Source organism: Streptomyces mangrovisoli (assembly GCF_000974985.2).
GTDB classification, from domain to species: Bacteria; Actinomycetota; Actinomycetes; order Streptomycetales; family Streptomycetaceae; genus Streptomyces; species Streptomyces mangrovisoli.
This window is the reverse complement of the sequence record NZ_LAVA02000034.1, coordinates 1-19,642: the sequence shown is the minus strand read 5'-3', so window position 1 is coordinate 19,642 and position 19,642 is coordinate 1. Positions and strand designations below refer to the sequence as shown.

Sequence of the window (19,642 nt, the reverse complement as noted above, 5' to 3'; positions counted from 1 at the left end):
GGGCCTTGTCACCGGGCATGTCAGTACTCCACTTCCTGGCTGCGGCGGCGGATGACGGTGACCTCGTCGCGCTGGTTGCCGGTCGGGCCGTAGTAGTTGAAGGCGTAGGTGAACTGCGCGTAGCCGCCCGCGAGATGGGTGGGCTTGAGCAGCAGCCGGGTCAGGGAGTTGTGGATGCCGCCGCGCCTGCCGCTGACCTCGGTCTTCGGCACGTTCACGTTCCGGTCCTGGGCGTGGTACATGTACACGGTGCCCTCGGGCATCCGGTGCGTGACCACGGCGCGGGCGGCGACGACACCGTTGCGGTTGTACGCCTCGATCCACTCGTTGTCCCGCACGCCGATCTTCTCGGCGTCCGCGGTGGACATCCAGATGACCGGGCCGCCGCGGGACAGGTCGAGCATGTACTTGTTGTCCTGGTAGTTGGAGTGGATGGACCACTTCGAGTGCGGGGTGAGATAGCGGACCGTGACCTCCGCCCGGCCGTCCTCGTGCAGTTGCTCGTCCCCGTAGTGCCGGGGTGTGTTCAACGGCGGGCGGTAGACCGGCAGTTGTTCGCCCAGTTCGGTCATCCAGTCGTGCTGGACGAAGAAGTGCTGCCGGCCGGTGAGGGTGTGCCAGGGCTTCTTGTGTTCGGTGTTGATGACGAACGGCGAGTAGCGCCGGCCGCCGGTCTCCGAGCCCGACCACTCGTAGGAGGTCATCACGGCGCGCGGCTGGGTGCGGGTGTCGGCGAAGGTGATCCGCTCGGCCTCGCGTTCGGCCGCCAGCTCCACCAGGCCCGCGCTGCCGGTCTGCCGCTCCATCTCCTTGAAACCCTCGGTCGCCAGGCGCCCGTTGGTGGTGCCGGACAGCGCGAGGATCGCCTCGCACAGGTCCGACGCGGTGGCCAGGGAGGGCCGCCCGGCGGCGATCCCGTCCCGCACGGTGCCGATGCGGTGCCGCAACTCCTCCAGCTCCCGGTCCGGGTGGACGGTGACGCCCTTGGTGGTGGTGCCGAGGGTGTCGAGCAGGGGGCCGATGGCCCGCATCTTCTGCGCGGTCGCGGCGTAGTCGCGTTCGACGACGACCAGCTTCGGCATGGTCCGCCCCGGTACGGGCTCGCACTCGCCGGTCCGCCAGTCCCGCACCACCCCGCCCGGCTGGGCGAGTTCGTCGGGGGTGTCGTGCGTCAGCGGCACGGCGAGCACGTCGGTGCGGGTGCCCAGATGCTCGGCGGCCAGCTCGCTGAACCGGTCGGCGAGGGCCAGGAAGGTGTCGTAGTCGGTGCGGGCCTGCCAGGGCGGCGCGATGGCCGGGCTGAAGGCGTGCACGAAGGGATGCATGTCCGTGCTGGACAGGTCGTCCTTCTCGTACCAGGTCGCGGCCGGCAGCACCACGTCGGCGAGCAGCCCGGTGGACGTCATCCGGAAGTCCATGCAGACCAGCAGGTCCAACTTGCCCTCGGGCGCCTCCTCCCGCCACACCACGTCCTTCGGGCGTGCCTCGGGCGGCGTCTCGGCCGAGCGGACCGCGGCGTCCGTGCCGAGCAGATGGCGCAGGAAGTACTCGTTGCCCTTGCCGGAGGAACCGAGCAGGTTGGCCCGCCACACCGTCAGCACCCGGGGGAAGTTGGCCGGATCGTCCGGATCCTCGGCGGCGAACTTGAGCCTGCCGGACTTCAGTTCGTCGACGATGTGGTCGGCGACCGGGCGGCCGGCCCGCGCCGCCTCGTCCGTCAGGTCGAGCGGGTTGCGGTTGAAGCCGGGGTGGCCGGGCGTCCAGCCCAGCCGCACGGCCTGCGCGAGGCAGTCCGCGAACCCCTTGCCCTCGAACCGTCCGGCACCGAGCGGCGAGGCCAGCTCCTCGGGCCCGAAGGCCTCGTAGCGCCACTGGTCGGAGTTGAGGTACCAGTACGAGGTGCCCGCCATGTGCCGGGTGGGCCGCTGCCAGTCGAAGGCGAACGCCAGATGCTGGAAGCCGGTGATCGGGCGGACCTTCTCCTGCCCCACGTAGTGCGCCCAGCCGCCGCCGTTGACGCCCTGGCAGCCGGTCATGGTGATCAGCGCCAGGAACGCCCGGTAGATGGTGTCCGAGTGGTACCAGTGGTTGGTGCCCGCGCCCAGCGCGATCATCGAACGGCCCTGGGTGCGCTCGGCGTTGCGGGCGAACTCCCGGGCGATGCGCGCGGCCTGCTCGGCCGGCACGGACGTGATCGTCTCCTGCCAGGCGGGCGTGTACGGCCGCGACGCGTCGTCGTACGAGGACGGCCAGTCGCCCGGCAGACCCGGACGGGCCACCCCGTACTGCGCGAGCATCAGATCGAACACGGTGGTCGCCAGGCGGCCGCCGACCGTGCGCACCGGCACGCCCCGCACCACGACCGAGCCGCCCTCCGTGGCGCCCTCGTCGAAGCGTGGCAGCGCCACGGAGACGGCGTCCTCGGCGCCGTCGAGCAGCGTCAACATGGGCTCCACGTCACCCAGTTCGAGGTTCCAGCGACCCGCCCCGGTCTGTCCCCAGCGGAAGCCGAGCGAGCCGTTCGGCACGACCGGCTCGCCGGTGGCCGAGTCCAGCAGGACGGTCTTCGCCCCGGCGTTCTCCGTCTCCTCGCCGAGGTCGGCCGCGGTCAGGAACCCGTCCGGCACCAGACCCCGCTCGTGCTCGCGCAGGGTCACCAGGAACGGAGCGTCGGTGAACTTGCGCAAGTAGTCCTGGAAGTAAGGCACTTCACGGTCGACCAGGAACTCGCGCAGGATCACGTGGCCCATGGCCATCGCCAGGGCCCCGTCCGTGCCCGGGTGCGGGGCCACCCACTCGTCGGCGTGCTTGACGTTGTCGGCGTAGTCGGGACTGACCGCGACGATCTTCGTGCCGTTGTAGCGGGTCTCGGTGAGGAAGTGCGCGTCCGGCGTGCGGGTCACCGGGATGTTGGACCCCCACATGATCAGATAGCCGGCGTTCCACCAGTCCGCGGCCTCCGGCACGTCGGTCTGGTCGCCGAAGACCTGCGGGGAGGCGATGGGCAGGTCGGCGTACCAGTCGTAGAACGACAGGAGCGTGCCGCCGATCAGCGACAGGAAGCGGGAGCCCGCCGCGAAGGAGGCCATCGACATCGCCGGGATGGGGGAGAAGCCCGCCACCCGGTCGGGGCCGTACGCCTTGACGGTGTGCACATGGGCGGCGGCGACCAGTTCGTTCACCTCGTCCCAGGTGGCGCGCACCAGGCCGCCCTTGCCCCGGGCCCGCTTGTAGGCGCGGGCCTTCGCGGGATCGCCGGTGATCTCCGCCCACGCGGCCACCGGGTCGCCGAGACGGCGCCGCGCCTCGCGCCACAGCTTCAGCAGCGCACCGCGCACATACGGGTAGCGGACCCGGCTGGGGGAGTAGGTGTACCAGGAGAAGGATGCGCCGCGGGGGCAGCCGCGGGGCTCGTACTCGGGGCAGTCGGTGCCGATCGACGGGTAGTCGGTGGCCTGGTGCTCCCAGGTGATGATGCCGTCCTTGACGTACACCATCCACGAGCACGAGCCCGTGCAGTTCACGCCGTGGGTCGAGCGCACCACCTTGTCGTGCGCCCAGCGGTCGCGGTAGAAGCCCTCCCACGCGGGGTCGCCGGTGCCGAAGACGGCGCGTCCGTCGGCGGAGACCTCACGTCGGTTCAGCAGCCTGCGGGCGGCCAGCGGCCAGCTTCCGGCTTCGCCCGGCCGGGAGGGGCGCGCGATCTTGTCTTTCTCCATGGCATCGCACGCTAGGTGTCCGCCGCGCTGCGGACCCGGGGCCGAACGGCCCTGGTCGGCGACCGTCCGGCCCGTGCGACCGGTCCTGGCGGGTCCGCCGGGTCCGCCAGGTCGGTCGGGTCGGTCGGGTCCGCTGGGTCCGTCGGGTCTGCCGGGTTGGTCGGGTCCGCTGGGTCCGCCGGGTCGGTCGGGTCCACCGGGGCTCCTCCCGCCGCCTGGGGCGCGGCGCGCACCGGGACTCCTGGCCCTGCCGCGGCCCCCGCGGGAAGGGACCCTCGGCCCCGGCGTGAGGGGCGGGCGGCCGCCGCACGGGGGACGGCCACCGCCGGATGCTGGCGGTGAACCGACCGGAGGTACCCCGTGCACGACCGAACACCGCGCCCGTCCGGGCGCGCCCACCGCCGTCCCCCACGGAGGCCCCGGTGACCGCCGCCCGAGCGATACGAAGGCAGCACCAGGACGCCGCCGACCGGCCCTTCATCGTGATCTGGGAGTCCACCCGCGCCTGCCCGCTGGCCTGCCTGCACTGCCGGGCCGAGGCGGTGCCCGACCGTGACCCCTGGGAACTGGACACCGCCGCCGCCAAGGAACTCCTGCACCAGGTGGCCGCCTTCGGCTCCCCCGCCCCGCTCTTCGTGATCACCGGCGGCGACCCCTTCCAACGTCCCGACCTGCTGGAACTGATCTCCTACGGCGAGACGGCGGGGGTGCGCGTCGCCGTCTCGCCGTCCGGCACCCCCACGCTCACCCCCGACCGGCTGCGCGCCGTCCACGAGGCGGGCGCGGTCGGCCTCTCGCTGAGCCTCGACGGCTCCACCCCGGCCCTGCACGACGGGTTCCGCGGGGTGCCCGGGGTGTACCGGTGGACCCTCGACGCGTGGGACACCGCCCGCGCGCTCCGCATGAAGGTGCAGATCAACACCACCGTCACCCGGCACAACCTGCACGATCTGCCCGACATCGTCCACCTGGTCGCCGAACACGGCGCGATGCTCTGGAGCGCCTTCTTCCTGGTGCCCACCGGCCGCGGCCGGCAACTCGGCGTGCTCACCCCGGCCGAGGCGGAGGACGTACTCAACTTCGTGTACGACGTCGGTCTGACCGTGCCCGCCAAGACGACCGAGGCGCACCACTTCCGGCGCGTCGCGCTCCAGCGCCGGATCCTGGCCGACGCCGGCGAGGACCATCTCGGCGCGCTCGGACTGGGACCGCTCTACCGGCGGCTGAGCGAACGCGCCGCCGGACTCGGCCTGGACGCCGGAGGCCGCCGAGCGCGGCGCCCGCCCCTGGACGTGAACGCCGGCCGGGGCTTCGTGTTCGTCTCGCACACCGGCAGCGTCCACCCCAGCGGCTTCCTGCCCCTGGGCGCGGGCAACGTGCGCGCGACCCCGCTGACGGACGTCTACCGCACGTCACCGCTGTTCACCGGCCTGCGCGACCCGGACCGGCTCGGCGGCCGGTGCGGCACCTGCGAGTTCCGCCGGGTCTGCGGCGGCTCCCGTTCCCGCGCCTACGGTGTCACCGGCGACCCTTTCGCCGAGGAACCGTGGTGCGGATACCGGCCCGGGTCCTTCCCCCACCAGCGCGAACTGGCGGCCCTGCTGTCGGACGCCGCCGCCACGGCGCGCCCCGGTGTCCCGTCGGCACCGGCACCGGCCTCGGCACCGGCACCAGCCTCGGCACCAGCCTCGGCACTGGCACCGGCCTCGGCACCGCCGCACCGCTCAGCGTCCGACCGCTCCCTCCAGCGACAGGAAGTCCGGTGACCGTCCCTCTCGGCCGTCCCGAGCCCACCAGAGGCCACCGTCCGAGCGACTCCGGGCAGTCCGCGCAGCCCGCGCAGCCCGCGGAGTCCGTGCAGTCCGTGCGTGGTGGGAAGCCTGGGCGGAGCGTTCCCCTCGGGATGCCCGGGCGGTCCGGGTACCTCGGGAAACCCGGGCACTTCGGTAAGTCGGGGCTGACGGCCCGCCATCTGCGCGCCCACGTCGTCGTCGTGGTGTGGGTGGGCCTCGCGCTGCCGGCGGCGGGCGCGCAGCAGTCGCTGCCCGTCGCCCGTTGGCTGGCGATCCACCTGTTCCTGCTCGGCGCCGCCACCACCGCGGTCGTGGTCTGGAGCGAGCACTTCGCCGTCGCCCTGTTGCACGCCGCGCGCCCCGACGAGCGGTGGAGCGACGCCCGGCTGGCCGCGGTCAATCTCGCCGTGGCGGGTGTCCTCACCGGTGTCGCCACGGACCTGCCGGCCCTGACCGGTGTCGCGTGCGCGCTGCTGGTCGGGGCGGTGACCGCGCACCTGGTGGTGCTGGTGCGCATGGGGCGGGGCGCGCTGGGCGGGCGGCTCGCGCCCGTCGTCGGCTACTACCGGGCGGCCGCCGCCGCGTTGCTCACCGGCGCCGTCCTGGGCGGCCTGCTCGCCACGGGGCACGCCGGTGCCGGGCACTACGGCGGCCTGCGGCTCGCCCACATCCACGTCACCCTGCTCGGCTGGATCGGACTGCCGGTGCTGGGCACCCTGTTCATGCTCTGGCCCACCGTGCTCGGTGTGCGGATGGCCGAGCGCACCACCTCGGTCGCCCGCCGGGTGCTGGGGCTCACCGGCGGCGGACTGGCGGTCGCCGTCGCCGGACTGACCGCCGGATGGCGGCTCCCGGCCGTGGTCGGTGTCCTCGTGTACGGCGCCGGGCTCGCCCTGGCGGTGGACCTGTTCGCCCGCACGGTACGCGGGAGGAATCCCGCGGCGGCCACGGGCGCCGCGAGCCCGGCCTCGCCGGACGGCGCTGGAAGTCCGGCAACAGCGGTGGGCCCCGGCCGCGCCCCGGCCCTCGGGGTGGGCAGCCGCCGGGCTCCCCTCTCCGCGGCCGCCGTCCAGTCGTCGGCCGCGGCCCTGGGCTGGCTGTGCGCCGGGGTGGCGGCGGACGCGGTCGTCCTCGCCGTCCGGCCCCTCGACCGGGCGGGGGAGCAGATCGACACCCTGGTCCCGGTGCTGATCCTCGGGGTCGTCGCGCAGATCCTCATCGGCGCGCTCAGCTATCTGCTGCCGATCGTGCTGTCCGGCGGCCCGAAGGAGCGTACGGCGCTGCAAGCCGTACTGGAGCGGGGCCGCACGGTCCGGCTGGTGGCCCTGAACGCGGGGCTCGTGCTGGTCGCGGCGCCGCTGCCCGGCCCTTGCGGCACGGTGGGCGCCCTGCTCGCCGCGGCGGCCGGGGCGGTGTTCGCCGTCCTCACCGCCATGGTGCTGGTCCGCGGCGCGCGCCGTACCGGAACAGGCGGTTCGCCGCGCAGGCCGGTCCTGCTCGGCAGCGCGGCCGGCGCCCTGCTGGTCGTGCTGGCCGTGCTCGTCGCCAACAGCGGCGGCGTCGGCAACGACAGCACCGGCAACGACAGCGCGGGCCGGTCCGGCACCGGTGCCGTCGCCGCGGGCGAGGGCGCCGACGGCGCCACCGTCGTCCGCACGGTCGACGTCACCCTCGCCGACATGCGTATCCGGCCCAGCCGGATCGACATCACCGCGGGGACCGCGCTGAAGCTGAAGGTCACCAACAAGGACGCCCAGCGCCACGACCTCAAGGTCGACGGCGGTCCCGCCACCCCCCTCCTCGCCGACGGCGAGAGCCGCACCCTCGACCTGGGGACGATCACGGCCGACCGCACCGCCTGGTGCACCCTGCCCGGCCACCGCGCGGCCGGGATGACCCTGGACATCGTCGTGCAGAAGCGCGGACAGAAGCGCGGACAGAAGAGCGAACAGAAGAGCGGGCAGCAGGGCACGGGCCAGGACTCCATGGCCGGCATGACCGACGACGGGCAGATGTCCACGGGCGACGGCACCGGACTGGACCTCACCGCGGACTTCTCCCGCGGTTGGACCTCCCGCGACCCGGCCCTCGCCCCGGCCCGCGGGGGAACGGTGCACCGCGTCACCCTGCACGCCGGTCCCCGGACCGTCGAGGTCGCCCCCGGCGTGAAACAGCGCATGTGGACCTTCGGCGGCACCGCGCCCGGACCCACCCTGCACGGCAAGGTCGGCGACGTCTTCGAGGTCACGCTCGTGAACGACGATCCGGCCATGGGCCACGGCGTCGACTTCCACGCCGGTTCCCTCGCCCCGGACGAGGCGATGCGCACCGTCCGGCCCGGCGGGCGGCTGGTATACCGGTTCCGCGCCGACCACGCCGGAGCCTGGCTCTACCACTGCAGCACCGCGCCGATGCTGCAGCACATGGGCAACGGCATGTACGGCGCCGTCGTCATCGACCCGCCCGGCCTGGCGAAGGTGGACCACGAGTACGTCCTGGTCTCCTCCGAGCTGTACCTGGGCACTCCCGGCAGCGCCGCCCAGGTCGCGAAGATGCGTCAGGACGACCCCGACGCCTGGGTGTTCAACGGTGTCGCGGCCCAGTACGCCAAGGCCCCGCTGAAGGTGAAGGCGGGCGAACGGGCCAGGTTCTGGGTGGTGGCCGCGGGCCCGAGCGACGGAGTCTCCTTCCACATCGTGGGCACCGTCTTCGACACCGTGTACAAGGAGGGCGCCTACCTGCTGGAGCCCGGCGGGTCGGGCGGATCCCAGGCGCTGGATCTCTCCGTGGCCCAAGGGGGCTTCGTCGAGACGACGTTCCCCGCGGCCGGGCACTACTCCTTCGTCGACCACGACATGCGGCACGCGGAGCGCGGGGCCGCGGGCACGGTGGAGGTGACCGACCGGTGAACGGCGTCGGCTGGTGGTCTCTGGTCCGCTTCCTCCATGTCGCCGGGGCCGTCGTGTGGGTGGGCGGACAGCTGACCCTGACCCTGGTCGTGCTGCCGCTGGCCCGGCGGTCGCTGTCCGACGAGGCCCGGGACCGCTTCGCGGCCGCGGCGGGCCGCCGGTTCGGGATGCTGACCGGGGCGGTGTTCCTGCCGCTGCAACTGGCCACCGGGTGGGCCATGGCCTGCCACAGGGGCGTCACCTGGGCCTCGCTCGCCGACCCCGGCTACGGACGCACCCTGGCCACCAAACTGGGCCTGTTCGTGCTGGTGATGCTCGCCGCGGCCGGACACGGCATCGCGTACGCCAGGGGCCGCGCCGAACTCGCCCGCACCCTGGCGGTCGTGTCGCTGGTCGGCTCCCTGGGCGTCGTCCTCCTCGCCACCGCCCTGCCCGCCACCTGACCGTACGACCACCGGCGCCCCGCCGCCCGCTTCGGGCCGCGGGGCGCCGACGGTGAGCCCGGACTTCACCGACCCGGCCCGGCCGGCCGGAATGCGGGGACCGACGGACGGGCGGACAAGGCCCGTTCGGCCCCATCACCGGGAGCGCCCGGGTCCGGATAGTGGCAGCAGGCCGGTCGATCACGTCGCGCGATCGCCGGACCCGCGGCCCCGGCCTCCGTTCCGGAGCCGCACCCCTGCGAACACGAAGGGACGGACGGCAATGCTCCAGCCGTCGAGAAAGCAGAACGAGCCCGCGGCACCGGAACCGGAGGCGGCAGCGACATCGGGCGCCGTCCCGGCGGCGGCGGAGGCGGCAGCCACACCCGTCGTGCCCGCGTCGGTGCCCGCGTCCGTGTCCGGCCGGGCCTGGGCGATGCTGGCCCTGGCAGCGGTGGGATTCGCCGTCAACTTCTGGGCCTGGGCGCTGCTCAGCCCGCTCGGCCCGCGGTTCAAGGAGAGCCTGGGGCTGAGCTCCTTCCAGCAGTCGCTGCTCGTGGCGGTGCCGGTGGTGGTCGGCTCGCTCGGGCGCATCCCGGTCGGCGCGCTGACCGACCGCTTCGGCGGGCGCGTGATGTTCCCGCTGGTCTCGGCGGCGACCATCGTGCCGGTGCTGTACCTGGGCCTGGCCGGCCACTCCTCGCTCACCGCCCTGTTGGTCGGCGGCTTCTTCCTCGGCATCGGCGGCACCGCGTTCGCCGTGGGCGTGCCCTTCGTCAACGCATGGTTCCCGCCGGAGCGGCGCGGGCTGGCGATCGGGATCTTCGGGGCCGGCATGGGCGGCACCGCGATCAGCGCGCTGACCACCGTCAAGCTCGTGACGGCGCACGGCATGGCCACCCCCTTCCTGATCACCGCCGCCGTGCTCGCGGCGTACGCGGTGCTGGCCGCACTGCTGCTGCGCGACGCGCCCGGCCGCACGGTGCCCACCGAGCCGCTCACCCGCCGCCTCGCCGCCACCTTCAGACTGGGCGTCACCTGGCAGGCGTCCGCCCTCTACGCGGTGGCTTTCGGCGGCTACGTCGCCTTCTCCGTCTATCTGCCGACCTACCTCAAGACCGGCTACGGCCTCGCCCAGGCGGACGCGGCGAACCGGATGGCCGGGTTCGTGCTGCTGGCGGTCGCGATGCGGCCGGTCGGCGGCTGGCTCTCGGACCGCATCGGCCCGCTGCGGGTGCTGGAGACCGTGCTGGCGGTGGTCGTCGCCGGAGCCGTCGCGCAGTCGTTCACGCCGGAGCTGGCACCGGTCGGCACCCTCGCGTTCCTGGCCATGGCCGCCGCCCTCGGCGCGGGCAGCGGCGCGGTCTTCGCCCTGGTCGCGCTCCTGGCCCCGGCGAACCAGGTCGGCTCGGTCACCGGCGTGGTCGGCGCGGCCGGCGGCCTCGGCGGCTTCCTCCCGCCACTGGTGATGGGCTCGTTGTACGGCGCGTACGGCTCGTACGCCGTCGGCCTGGCCCTGCTGGCGGTGGTGGCCCTGGCGGCGCTCGCCTTCACGGGAACGGGGGTGCGCCACGCGCTGACGCGGCGCGGTTCCACTGCACCCGCCCACTGATCCCGCGGACCGGCCGGGCGCACTGCTCCCGCGGACCGGCCGGATCCGAGTGATCCGGCCGGTCCCTTCCCCTGCCCTTCGCCCCCCTCAGTTCAGGTAAGGACCACACGATGTGCGAGTACTGCGGCTGCCAGGCACTCGAATCCATCGACCAGTTGACCCTGGAGCACGAGACGGTGGTACGCCTCATCAGCCACGTCCGCGACGCTCACCGTGACGGCGCGGTCGCGCGGATGGCGCAGCTCGCCCGGGAGATCGCCGCCGTACTCGGCCCGCACACCGAGGTCGAGGAGAAGGGCCTCTTCCCGGCGCTGGCCGGTGACTTCCCCGAGAAGATCGCCACCCTGGAGGCCGAGCACCGCCTCATCGACGCCGTACTGGCCGAGGCGGAGGGGCCGTTCCTGGCCGACCGCAGCTGGCCGCAACGCCTGATCAGGACCCTCGACCTGCTGCGGGACCACATCCTCAAGGAACAGGACGGCGTGTTCCCCGCGGCCCTGGCCCTGCTCGACATCGAGCAGTGGGAGGCCGTCGACGCGGTGCGCGCCAGGGTCCGCACGCTCGCGCACCAGCCTTCCAGCTAGCGGACCTCAGCCGTGGTACATGCGCACCACCATGTATCCCTCCCCGTGCGCGGGCGGCCGCGTCCAGGACCGGCTGGTGAACGTGTGCAACCGCCCGTTCCGCAGGGCGTGCCGGGGCAGCCGGGCCCCGAACTCCGCGGCCACCGCTTCCAGCAGGGCACGTTCCCCGTCGCCGTCGTCCTCCAGGTCACCGAAGAACAAGTCCGGGTCCAGCGCCGCCGGTATCTCCCCGCTCCGCCGCACCGCGCCCTCCGCGTAGGTGAACGCGTACTCCTCGGTCCCGTCCCGTGCCACCGAGAGGTGGAAGTACGGCCCCCCGTGCCGTGTCGTCGGCGCGTTCCACACCACCACCGCGCGCGTGCCCGCGCCGGCGGCCGCGGCAGGGGAGACGAACCGCTGCCGACCGAACGGCGCGGGTTCACCGTCGAAGGCGAAGCTCCAGCCGGCACCGGCCCGGCCGACCGCCATCAGTGCCCGGTCGTCGTAGGACGAGGCCTCCCGCTGCCCGTGCCGGGCCCGGCTGCGGGCCTCCCACGCGTTCATGGGTTCGCTCAGCCCGCTGTCGTCCCCGTCCGAGAGCCGTCGGGGCATCTCCCGCGGTTCCACCCCTTCGACCAGCACGAACCGGTAGCCCGTGTGGTGGCCGCCCCGGTCGGGCTCCGCGAGCCAGGCCAGGCCGTCCGGGTCGAGTCCGGCCGTCGGCCCCGGTGCGTCACCTTCCTGACCAGCCCGTGGCGTGGCCAGGAGTTCACGCCCCCGCTCGGGCGTGAGCAGCGGGCCGAGCAGGGGGTCGGCCACCCACCCCAGCGGCGCCAGGTGGTCCGGCCCCAGTGGCTCCCACAGGGGCAGAGCCTCCATGAACGTCCGCCACGCCGCGTCGTTCTCCCCCCACCGCGCCAACTCCCGTGCCCGCTCGACCGCTTCACCGAACGGTCCGGCGGGGGCGTACCGGTAAGTGCCGCTCTGCACCTGGTCCAGCGTCGCATGAGCCAGTGACACCACGTCGTCGCTGGCACCCCCCAGATGGAACCGCAGCGTGGAGCCGTCCCGGTGCGGGCGCATCGCGTCCTCGGCGAGCAGCGCCGGCAGCAGGTCGGGCGCGTACCGAGGGTCCGTCAGCAGGCCCTGGAAGTCGACCGTGTGACGGTGTCCCAGCAGAAGCCGTATCTGGTCGCGCAGCGCGGCGGCCCGCGGGCGGCCGTACCCCTTGGCCTCGGCGAGCGCCTCGGCGGCCTGCTCCCAGCCGCCCCGCAGCGCCTCCAGCCGGGCCTGTTCCACCTGGGCGTCCAGCGCTCGTGTCGTGTCGTTGACGAACGTGGGCCTCCTCGCGTCGCGCTCGTGCGCCCGCAGGCTGTGGAACTCCCGATGCATCCCCCGCATGAACTCGAGAAAGCTGGCGTACCGCTCGGGCGGCGCCGCGCGCCAGGCCGCCCAGGTGTACACGGCCCATTCGCCGTGCTCGTCGACTTCGTCGGGATACAGGAGAACGTAGGTGGCGTCGGACTCCACGCTGATCTCCAGTCCGCGCCGCCAGATGTCGACCTCCAGCCGCGCCTCCGGCCCGGCGTCCTCGTCCAGTTCCTCCTCGAACAGCTCCCCGAGCCCCGAGGCGTCCTCGTGCCAGCACGCGTCGTCGGTGCCCGCCAGCTGCCACACGAACCCGCCCGCGTGCAGCATCCCGTCGCTGACCTTCAGGAACTCCCGGTAGGACGGCGGCATCCGGCGGCCGAGGCGCTCCTCCATGGCCGCGATCCGCTCCTCGGGCGCGGGCGGGAAGCCAAGCCATCGCGCCTGCCGGGCGGTCTCGTCCACGGCACGCAGAGCGTCGTCCTCCGCCAGGGAGTCCGCCCACTCGCCGCTCCACCCGAGGAGGAAGGACCGCCAGTCGAATGCCGTCGTGTTGGTCATGGATCCGATGCTGCCACCCGCCACTGACAACGCCTCATCGCGCTCAACCCGTCCCGCTCGCGCGAGGCGCAGGTCGCGCCCGTCGCGGTCATCGCGCCCCTCGCACGGCACGGAGAGTGAACCGGCAACTCCCCGGCGCCGTTACACGGAAGAAATGCCTCCGCAACCTTGACGCGATTGGTCTGGTCCAATAACGTCCCCGCACAGAACCCCACACGTTTCAACTATTTAACTCCCCACCACCGTCACATAGTTGACGGGCAATCACCCCCTCCGGGAGGGCCCCTGTGGTTTCCCGACGTTCCTTCCTGACTGCTGCCGGTGCGCTCACCGGCGCGGCCGCGCTGAGCCCCCTCTCGCCGGTCTCGCCGCTGACCTCCTCCGCGGCGGCGGCGGGAGTCTCGCTCCCCGTCAAACTGGCGAACAACTCCGGCTCCAACACCGTCTACGCCTACATATCCGGCACCGACAGCAGCGGCTGGCCGGTGTTCGTCTCGGCGAACGGCACCCTGAACCGGCTGCCCAACCCGTCGTCCGCGGTGACCCCCATCGCCGACTACTCCATCGCGCTGGGTGCCTCCGGCTCGGCCGCCACCACCGTCAACCTGACCGACTACGTCATCGGCGGACGCGTCTGGTTCTCGGTCGGCCAGAAACTCCAGTTCTTCGTCAACCCGGGCACCGTGCCCGGCGTCGTACAGCCCGCGCTCGTCAGCTCGGACCCCAACTGGTCGACGAACTGGACGTTCTGCGAGTTCACGTTCAACAGCGCGAACCTCTACGCCAACATCTCCTACGTCGACATGGTCGCGCTGCCCGTCTCCATGAGCAGCACCGGCAGCGGCGGCACCCAGACGGTCAGCCCGCTGCCCTCCGGCGCCCTCGCCTCCATCGCCTCCGGCCTCCAGAGCCAGCACGCCTCCGACGGAGCCCCCTGGGACAAGCTGGTCGTCACCGACTCCTCCGGCGGGGTGCTGCGCGTCATGGCGCCCTCGCACTCACCGGTGGACTTCGGCACCTACTGGGACGACTACCTGAACCGGGTCTGGACCCACTACGCCTCGACGCCGCTGACCATCAACGGCCAGGGCAGCATCGGTTCCTACACCGGCACCGTCTCCGGCAACGCCATCGTCTTCTCCGGTCTCAACACCAACGGCGTGCCGTTCACCAAGCCGAGCGCCGTCGACATCTTCGGCTGCGCGTCCGGGCCCCTGTACAACTCCGGCGGGGACGCCCGCGGCGCGATCGCCGCCCGGCTGGCCGCGGCGCTCAACCGCAGCTCGCTCCTGGTCTCCGGCGGGAACAACCAGCCCGACGGCGTGACCCCCTCGCAGTACTACACGGACTCGGTCACCAACCACTACGCGCGGCTGGTCCACAAGTACGCCAGCATCGGCTACGCCTTCCCCTACGACGACGTCGGCCCGACCGGCTCGGCCCCCGTCGACGGGCACATCCAGGACGGGGCGCCCACCTCCTGGAGCATCACCCTGGGCGCGGGCGGCTCCAGCGGCGGTTCGGGCGGCGGCTCGACCACCGTCAGCGCCTACGGCACCATCCAGGCCGAGTCGTACTCCGCGCAGAACGGGACCACCACCGAGAGCTGCTCCGACACCGGCGGCGGCAGCGACGTGGGCTACATCTCGAACGGCGACTGGCTGAAGTTCTCCTCCGTCGACTTCGGTTCGACCTCGCCCGCCCAGTTCAAGGCGCGGCTGGCGTCGGGCGCGGACTCCGGTGTCAGCGGTGCCGTCCAGGTGCGGCTCGACAGCACCACCGGCACGAAGATCGCCGAGATCGACTTCGCCAACAACGGCGGCTGGCAGGCCTGGCAGACCGTCCCCGCGAACATCGTCGCCTCCGCCACCGGGGTCCACGACGTGTACCTGGTGTTCTCGGGCAGCACGTCGGACTTCACGAACATCAACTGGTTCACCTTCACCAGCTGACCACGGCCCGAGCGAAAGGCGCCCGCCGGGTGGGAACCCGCGCCGGGCGCCTTTTCCGCGGACCCGGCCGATCGCCCGGGCCTGAGGCGCGGGCCCGCGCCTCAGCCCGGTGGTCGGGTGGTCAGGCGGGTGCGGAAGGTGGTGCCGGCCGGGGTGTCGTGGACGCTGACGGTGCCGCCGTGGAGGGCCGCGATGTCCAGGGCGATGGGCAGCCCGAGGCCGGTGCCGCCGTCGTCGCGGCTGCGGGCGTCGTCGAGGCGGGTGAACCGTTCGAAGATCCTCTCCCGGTCGTCGGCGGCGATCGGGGGACCGTCGTTGGTGACGTCGAGTACGGCGTCGCCGGTGTCCGCGTCCACCGACAGCCGCACCGTGACGGCGTGCCGGGCGTGGCGCTGGGCGTTGTCGAGCAGGTTGGTCAGGAGCCGGCCGAGCCACAGGGCGTTGCCGGGGACGGTGACGCCGTCCGGCCCGTGGAGGGCGACCGGGTGGGGGTCGGTGGAGCGGGCCGCCACCGTGGTCCGGGCGAGTTCGGCGAGGTCGACGGGCTCGTCGGGCCGGATCCGTCCGGTGGCGTCGAGGCGGGCGAGCAGCAGCAGGTCGGCGGAGAGCGCCTGGAGCCGCTCGGTGTCCTGGAGGGCGCCGGCCACCATCGTGTCGCGGACCGTCGGATCGGGGTGGGTGAGCGCGACCTCCAGCTGGGTGCGGAGCACCGCGAGCGGGCTGCGCAGTTCGTGCGAGGCGTCGGCGATGAACCGGCGCTGCCGCGTACCCGCGTCCTCCAGCCGTTCGAGCATGGCGTTCATGGTGTCGGCGAGGCGGGCGATCTCGTCGTCGCCGCGCGGAGCGGGGACCCTGCGGTCCAGCCCGCGGTCGCCGATGGCGGCCACCTCGGCGCGGATGGCCTCGACCGGCCTCAGCGCGCGGCCCGTCGTACGCCAGGTCAGCGCGCCGACGGTGAACACCAGCAAGGCGCTGAGCGCGGCGAGGGCCGCCGTGGCCATGTCCTCCGCGGCGTCCGCGGTGCGCAGCGAGGCCCCGACGTGGACGGTGACCGGGCCGGTGGGGGTGGTGGCGGTGACGGTCGTGACGCGCTGGTGGTGCTCCTCGCCGAGGGCGTCGAGGTCGTAGGTCCGGTGGCCGTTGCGGCTGCCGGTGGAGGTGAGCGCGGGGTGGCCGGCCAGGTTCTGGGTCTGCGCGACGACGTTCCCGTCGGCGTCGACCACCTGGACGAAGTCGGTCCCGGGGCCGAGCGCCAACTGCCGGGTCAGATGTCCGTCGGCGGCCAGGCGTACGACGTCGCGCGCCTCGGTGCGGCCGCTGGTCTCCACGGTGCGTTCCAGGTCGGCGCGGAACAGCACCAGGACGACGGCCGACGCGACGAGCAGGACGACGGCGACGCTGGCGCACGCGGCGAGGGTGGTGCGGGCCCGGACCGAGCGCGGCGTCAGACGGCGGATCAGCGCGGCGGCGCGGGGGTGCGCGGCCGCCTCGGAGCGTCCGGTCGCGCGGCGCAGCGCGCCCCGGACCCGACGGCGCGCGCCGGGGACGAACCGGGGACGCCTGGGTCGTTCGGCGAGGGGAGCCGGGTCGGCCACCGCCGGGTCGGCCACCGCCGGGTCGACCACCGTCGGGTCGACCACCGTCGGGTCGGCCACCGTCGGATCAGCCTCTGTCGGATCAGCCACCGTCGGCCGCCAGCCGGTATCCGGCGCCCCGCACGGTCTGCACCGCGGCCCGCCCGAACGGGGTGTCTATCTTCCGGCGCAGGGCGCTGACGTGGACCTCGACGGTGTTGGGATCGCTGTCCGCGCCGCTGTCCCAGACATCCAGGATCTCCCGTTTGGAGACGGCCTCCCCGGCCCGCCGGGCCAGATGGTCCAGTACGGCGAACTCGCGCGGGGTGAGCGGGACGGCCACGCCCCCGCGGGTGCAGGTGCGGGCGGCGGAGTCGACCACCAGGTCGCCCAGCACGGTGCGCCTCGGGGCCCGGCTGCCCATTCGGCGGGCCAGCGCCCGCAGCCGGGCGACGAGCACCACGAAGGAGAACGGCTTGGACAGGTAGTCGTCGGCGCCGGTGTCCAGCGCCTCGGCCTCGTCCCACTCGCCGTCCTTGGCGGTGAGCATGAGGATGCCGACGTCGCTGCCGGTGGCCCGCAGCCGCTGGCACACCCGGTAGCCGTTGAGGCCGGGCAGCATGATGTCGAGCAGGACCACGTCGTAGGCGCGCTCGGTGGCCTTGGCGAGCCCGGACAGGCCGTCGTGGGCGATGTCCACGCTGAAGCCCTCGGCGGTCAGGCCGTGCTGCAGCGCCAGGGCCAGCCGTCTCTCGTCTTCCACCACCAGTACGCGCATGGCATCAGGGTGGCAGGTCGCCGGACGGGCGACGCACCAAGCTGAAGGCGTCTTCAGGTCTTCAGCAAGTCTTCAGCGCCCTCCAGCGATGCTGTGCCCGGTCGTCCGGGCGCAGGGCCCGGACCCTTCCGGAGGATCGGGGCGGGCACAGTGAGCGATTTCATGGGCGCGGAGGAGCCGCGGCAGCGGACGGACGAGGAGGTTCCGGTCACCACGGAGCCGGAGCCCGAGCCGGGCACGACGCCGGGCACGCCGTCGGAGACGAAGCGGGCCCGCGTGCGGCGACTGGCCGGTGGGAGAGCCCGCTGGGTCGTGGCCGGCGCGGCGGCCGTCGTGGTGATCGGCGGGGCCGCGGCCGCGGCGGCGGCCCACCACCACGAGGAGGGCGGCGTCACGCACAAGGTGACCGCCGACGGCCGCGGCGGGGCGCGGGCGGGCTTCGAGGGCCCTGACGGGCGCTTCGGTCCCAAGGAGCGCGACGGCAGGACCGCGGACGGCGAGCGCGGCTCGCACGCGGCGGGCTCGCGCGCCGCGGCCGGTGCGCCCGCCGGGGACGGCACCGAGTCGTCGACCGGCGAGGCCCCCGCCCCGCTGCCCTCGCTCTCCGCGGCGGACGCCGTGGACAAGGCCGCCGCCGCGGTCAAGGACGGCAAGGTCGAGTCGCTGGCGCCGGTCACCGAGCAGGGCGGCGGTCAGGCCTGGCGGATCGTGGTCGTCGGCCCCGACGGGGTGCGGCACGCGGTCACCGTCGACGGCACCACGGGCACGCTGACCGGCAACACCGTCCTCAACGGCTGAACCGGAAACGGCCTGGTGCGGCGCGGCCCCGCCACGCCGCACCGGGCTGGACGCGGCGCCGGGCGAAGGGCCGGGCGAAGGGCCGGGCGAAGGGCGGCTGAAGGGTCGGACGAACGGCCGGACGAACGGCCGGACGCGGGCCCTGACGAACGGCCGCACGGTCACCCCCGGGCCGGGGTCCCGGCAGGACCGCCGCATGACACACTCGACCGAGGCCTCGTGGGCGACGGAAGCGGAAGGCGGCGCACCTTGCTGACACTGGATCTGCACCCGATCTTCCGGAACAACCGCGACATCGACCTCGCGCTGCGGCAGATCGTCTTCCAGGCGAAACGCACGGGCGAGCCCGTCGTGCAGATCATCCACGGCAAGGGCAGCGGGCAGCTCAAGGGCCGCGTCCTCGCGTTCCTCGGCCAGAAGCACATCAGAAGTCTCTACGACCGCGTCGAGATCGACCCGGCGAACACGGGCCGCATCCTGGTCCACTTCGCCCCCCCCGACCCTGAGCCCTGCGGCAGCCTCCGCCTCTGAGCCGCTACGGCAGCCTCCGCCCCTGAGCCCCTACGGCAGCCTCCGCCCCTGAGCCGCTACGGCAGTGCCCGCAGCGGGCTGTGGACCGGGCCTCGTTGGCTCTGGCGGTTCAGTGGCGCGGTGGAGTTCCTGACGACCAGCTCGGGTTCGTGCAGGAGTTCCTTCGCCGTCGACGTGACCCCGGTGATCTGGTTGACGAGCAGGGTGACCGCGGCGCGGGACATGGCCTCGATGGGCTGGCGCAGGGTGGTCAGCGGCGGGTCGGTGTAGTTCATGAACGCGGAGTCGTCGTAGCCCACGACCGAGATGTCCTGCGGTACGGCGAGTCCCCGGCGGCGGGCCGCGCGCACCGCGCCGAGCGCGAGGACGTCGCTGCCGCAGATGAGCGCCGTCACGCCCTGGTCGTAGAGTTCGGTCGCCGTGGCCTGGCCGCCCTCGAAGGAGAACAGCGCGTGGCCGATGCAGCGGGCGTTGTCCCCGCCCTGGGACCGCGCCGCCAGCCGGGTGAACGCCGCCACCTTGCGCCGCGACGGGCTGTGGTCCGCCGGGCCCACCAGCAGCCCGATCCGGGTGTGCCCGAGCGCCGTGAGGTGCGCGTACGCCTGCTGGACCGCCGCCGCGTCGTCGGTGGAGACCTGCGGGAAACCCGCCGTCGGGTCGCCCGCGCCGCCGTTGTGCGCGACGGCCGCGTTGAGCAGGACCACGGGGACCCCGCGCCGCAGCAGCGCCGCGTACTCCTCCGCGCTCAGCCCGCCGCAGAAGATGACGCCGGAGACGTGCTGGTCGAGGAGCATGGCGACGTACTCGGCCTCGGTGAGTCCGCCCGCGGTACGGGTGCACAGCACCGGCGTGTACCCGAGCTGGACGAGCGCGCCGCCCGCGACCTCGGCGAGCGCAGGGAAGATCGGGTTCTGCAGCTCGGGCAGCACCAGACCCACCAACCGCGCCCGCACACCCCGCAGTTGCGTCGGACGCTCGTACCCGAGCACGTCCACCGCGGTCAGCACCGCCTGCCGGGTCGCATCCGACACACCCGGCTTGCCGTTGAGGACACGGCTGACC

13 protein-coding genes are annotated in these 19,642 nt (G+C 73.4%); 8 read left to right on the top strand and 5 right to left on the bottom strand.

From position 1 onward, the window contains the following. Positions 1-20: 20 nt before the first annotated feature. Positions 21-3,719: a nitrate reductase subunit alpha gene (locus WN71_RS15505; protein ID WP_046587465.1), complete on the bottom strand. Its 3,699-nt coding sequence runs from the start codon at positions 3,717-3,719 to the stop codon at positions 21-23. A 422-nt stretch (positions 3,720-4,141) separates the two neighbouring features. On the opposite strand from WN71_RS15505, the gene WN71_RS15500 reads away from it, so the two are divergent. The 5 genes from WN71_RS15500 (at position 4,142) to WN71_RS15480 (ending at position 11,039) form a co-directional block, all read left to right on the top strand. After that, on the top strand, positions 4,142-5,485 hold the full coding sequence (locus tag WN71_RS15500) for a TIGR04053 family radical SAM/SPASM domain-containing protein (RefSeq protein ID WP_240529668.1): 1,344 nt from the start codon (positions 4,142-4,144) through the stop codon (positions 5,483-5,485). Positions 5,486-5,622: 137 nt separating this feature from the next. Beyond that, positions 5,623-8,421 carry a multicopper oxidase domain-containing protein gene (locus tag WN71_RS15495; RefSeq protein WP_052743082.1) on the top strand — a complete coding sequence of 933 codons (2,799 nt, stop codon included), beginning with the start codon at positions 5,623-5,625 and terminating at the stop codon, positions 8,419-8,421. Then, complete coding sequence (locus WN71_RS15490; protein ID WP_046587463.1) at positions 8,418-8,864, top strand: hypothetical protein; 447 nt, start codon at positions 8,418-8,420, stop codon at positions 8,862-8,864. Before WN71_RS15495 ends, WN71_RS15490 begins: the two co-directional genes overlap by 4 nt. Positions 8,865-9,279: 415 nt before the next feature. Next, positions 9,280-10,455 (top strand): MFS transporter, encoded by a 1,176-nt coding sequence (locus WN71_RS15485; protein ID WP_107469666.1) that lies wholly within the window; start codon positions 9,280-9,282, stop codon positions 10,453-10,455. 110 nt (positions 10,456-10,565) lie between these two features. Further along, the gene (locus tag WN71_RS15480) at positions 10,566-11,039 is read left to right on the top strand and encodes a hemerythrin domain-containing protein (protein ID WP_046587461.1); all 474 of its coding nucleotides are present in this window, start codon (positions 10,566-10,568) and stop codon (positions 11,037-11,039) included. Positions 11,040-11,045: 6 nt separating this feature from the next. On the opposite strand, the gene WN71_RS15475 is transcribed toward WN71_RS15480, so the two are convergent. Then, positions 11,046-12,947 carry an SMI1/KNR4 family protein gene (locus tag WN71_RS15475; protein ID WP_046587459.1) on the bottom strand — a complete coding sequence of 634 codons (1,902 nt, stop codon included), beginning with the start codon at positions 12,945-12,947 and terminating at the stop codon, positions 11,046-11,048. A 287-nt stretch (positions 12,948-13,234) separates the two neighbouring features. Here WN71_RS15475 and WN71_RS15470 point away from each other — a divergent pair, with 287 nt between their 5' ends. Further along, positions 13,235-14,899, top strand: coding sequence for a beta-1,3-glucanase family protein (locus WN71_RS15470; protein WP_046587456.1), 1,665 nt, complete (start codon positions 13,235-13,237; stop codon positions 14,897-14,899). A 101-nt stretch (positions 14,900-15,000) separates the two neighbouring features. On the opposite strand, the gene WN71_RS15465 is transcribed toward WN71_RS15470, so the two are convergent. Together WN71_RS15465 and WN71_RS15460 are read right to left on the bottom strand one after the other, a co-directional pair. Next, positions 15,001-16,554, bottom strand: coding sequence for a sensor histidine kinase (locus tag WN71_RS15465; RefSeq protein ID WP_052743081.1), 1,554 nt, complete (start codon positions 16,552-16,554; stop codon positions 15,001-15,003). A 22-nt stretch (positions 16,555-16,576) separates the two neighbouring features. Beyond that, positions 16,577-17,251, bottom strand: coding sequence for a response regulator transcription factor (locus WN71_RS15460; protein ID WP_046587455.1), 675 nt, complete (start codon positions 17,249-17,251; stop codon positions 16,577-16,579). A gap of 150 nt (positions 17,252-17,401) precedes the next feature. Between WN71_RS15460 and WN71_RS15455 the strand changes: the two genes are divergently transcribed. Further along, on the top strand, positions 17,402-18,049 hold the full coding sequence (locus WN71_RS15455; RefSeq protein ID WP_143074838.1) for a PepSY domain-containing protein: 648 nt from the start codon (positions 17,402-17,404) through the stop codon (positions 18,047-18,049). 249 nt (positions 18,050-18,298) lie between these two features. Continuing rightward, positions 18,299-18,580: a Smr/MutS family protein gene (locus WN71_RS15450; RefSeq protein ID WP_046587451.1), complete on the top strand. Its 282-nt coding sequence runs from the start codon at positions 18,299-18,301 to the stop codon at positions 18,578-18,580. Positions 18,581-18,636: 56 nt separating this feature from the next. On the opposite strand, the gene WN71_RS15445 is transcribed toward WN71_RS15450, so the two are convergent. Beyond that, the coding region (locus WN71_RS15445; protein ID WP_240529667.1) for a LacI family DNA-binding transcriptional regulator at positions 18,637-19,642 on the bottom strand (1,006 nt) is incomplete at its 5' end.

Bases quoted from the DNA above. Each gene is read 5' to 3' on its own strand.
- WN71_RS15505 (WP_046587465.1), bottom strand. From the start codon at position 3,719: ATGGAGAAAGACAAGATCGCGCGCCCCTCCCGGCCGGGCGAAGCCGGA.
- WN71_RS15495 (WP_052743082.1), top strand. From the start codon at position 5,623: ATGCCCGGGCGGTCCGGGTACCTCGGGAAACCCGGGCACTTCGGTAAG.
- WN71_RS15485 (WP_107469666.1), top strand. From the start codon at position 9,280: ATGCTGGCCCTGGCAGCGGTGGGATTCGCCGTCAACTTCTGGGCCTGG.
- WN71_RS15480 (WP_046587461.1), top strand. From the start codon at position 10,566: ATGTGCGAGTACTGCGGCTGCCAGGCACTCGAATCCATCGACCAGTTG.
- WN71_RS15475 (WP_046587459.1), bottom strand. From the start codon at position 12,947: ATGACCAACACGACGGCATTCGACTGGCGGTCCTTCCTCCTCGGGTGG.
- WN71_RS15460 (WP_046587455.1), bottom strand. From the start codon at position 17,251: ATGCGCGTACTGGTGGTGGAAGACGAGAGACGGCTGGCCCTGGCGCTG.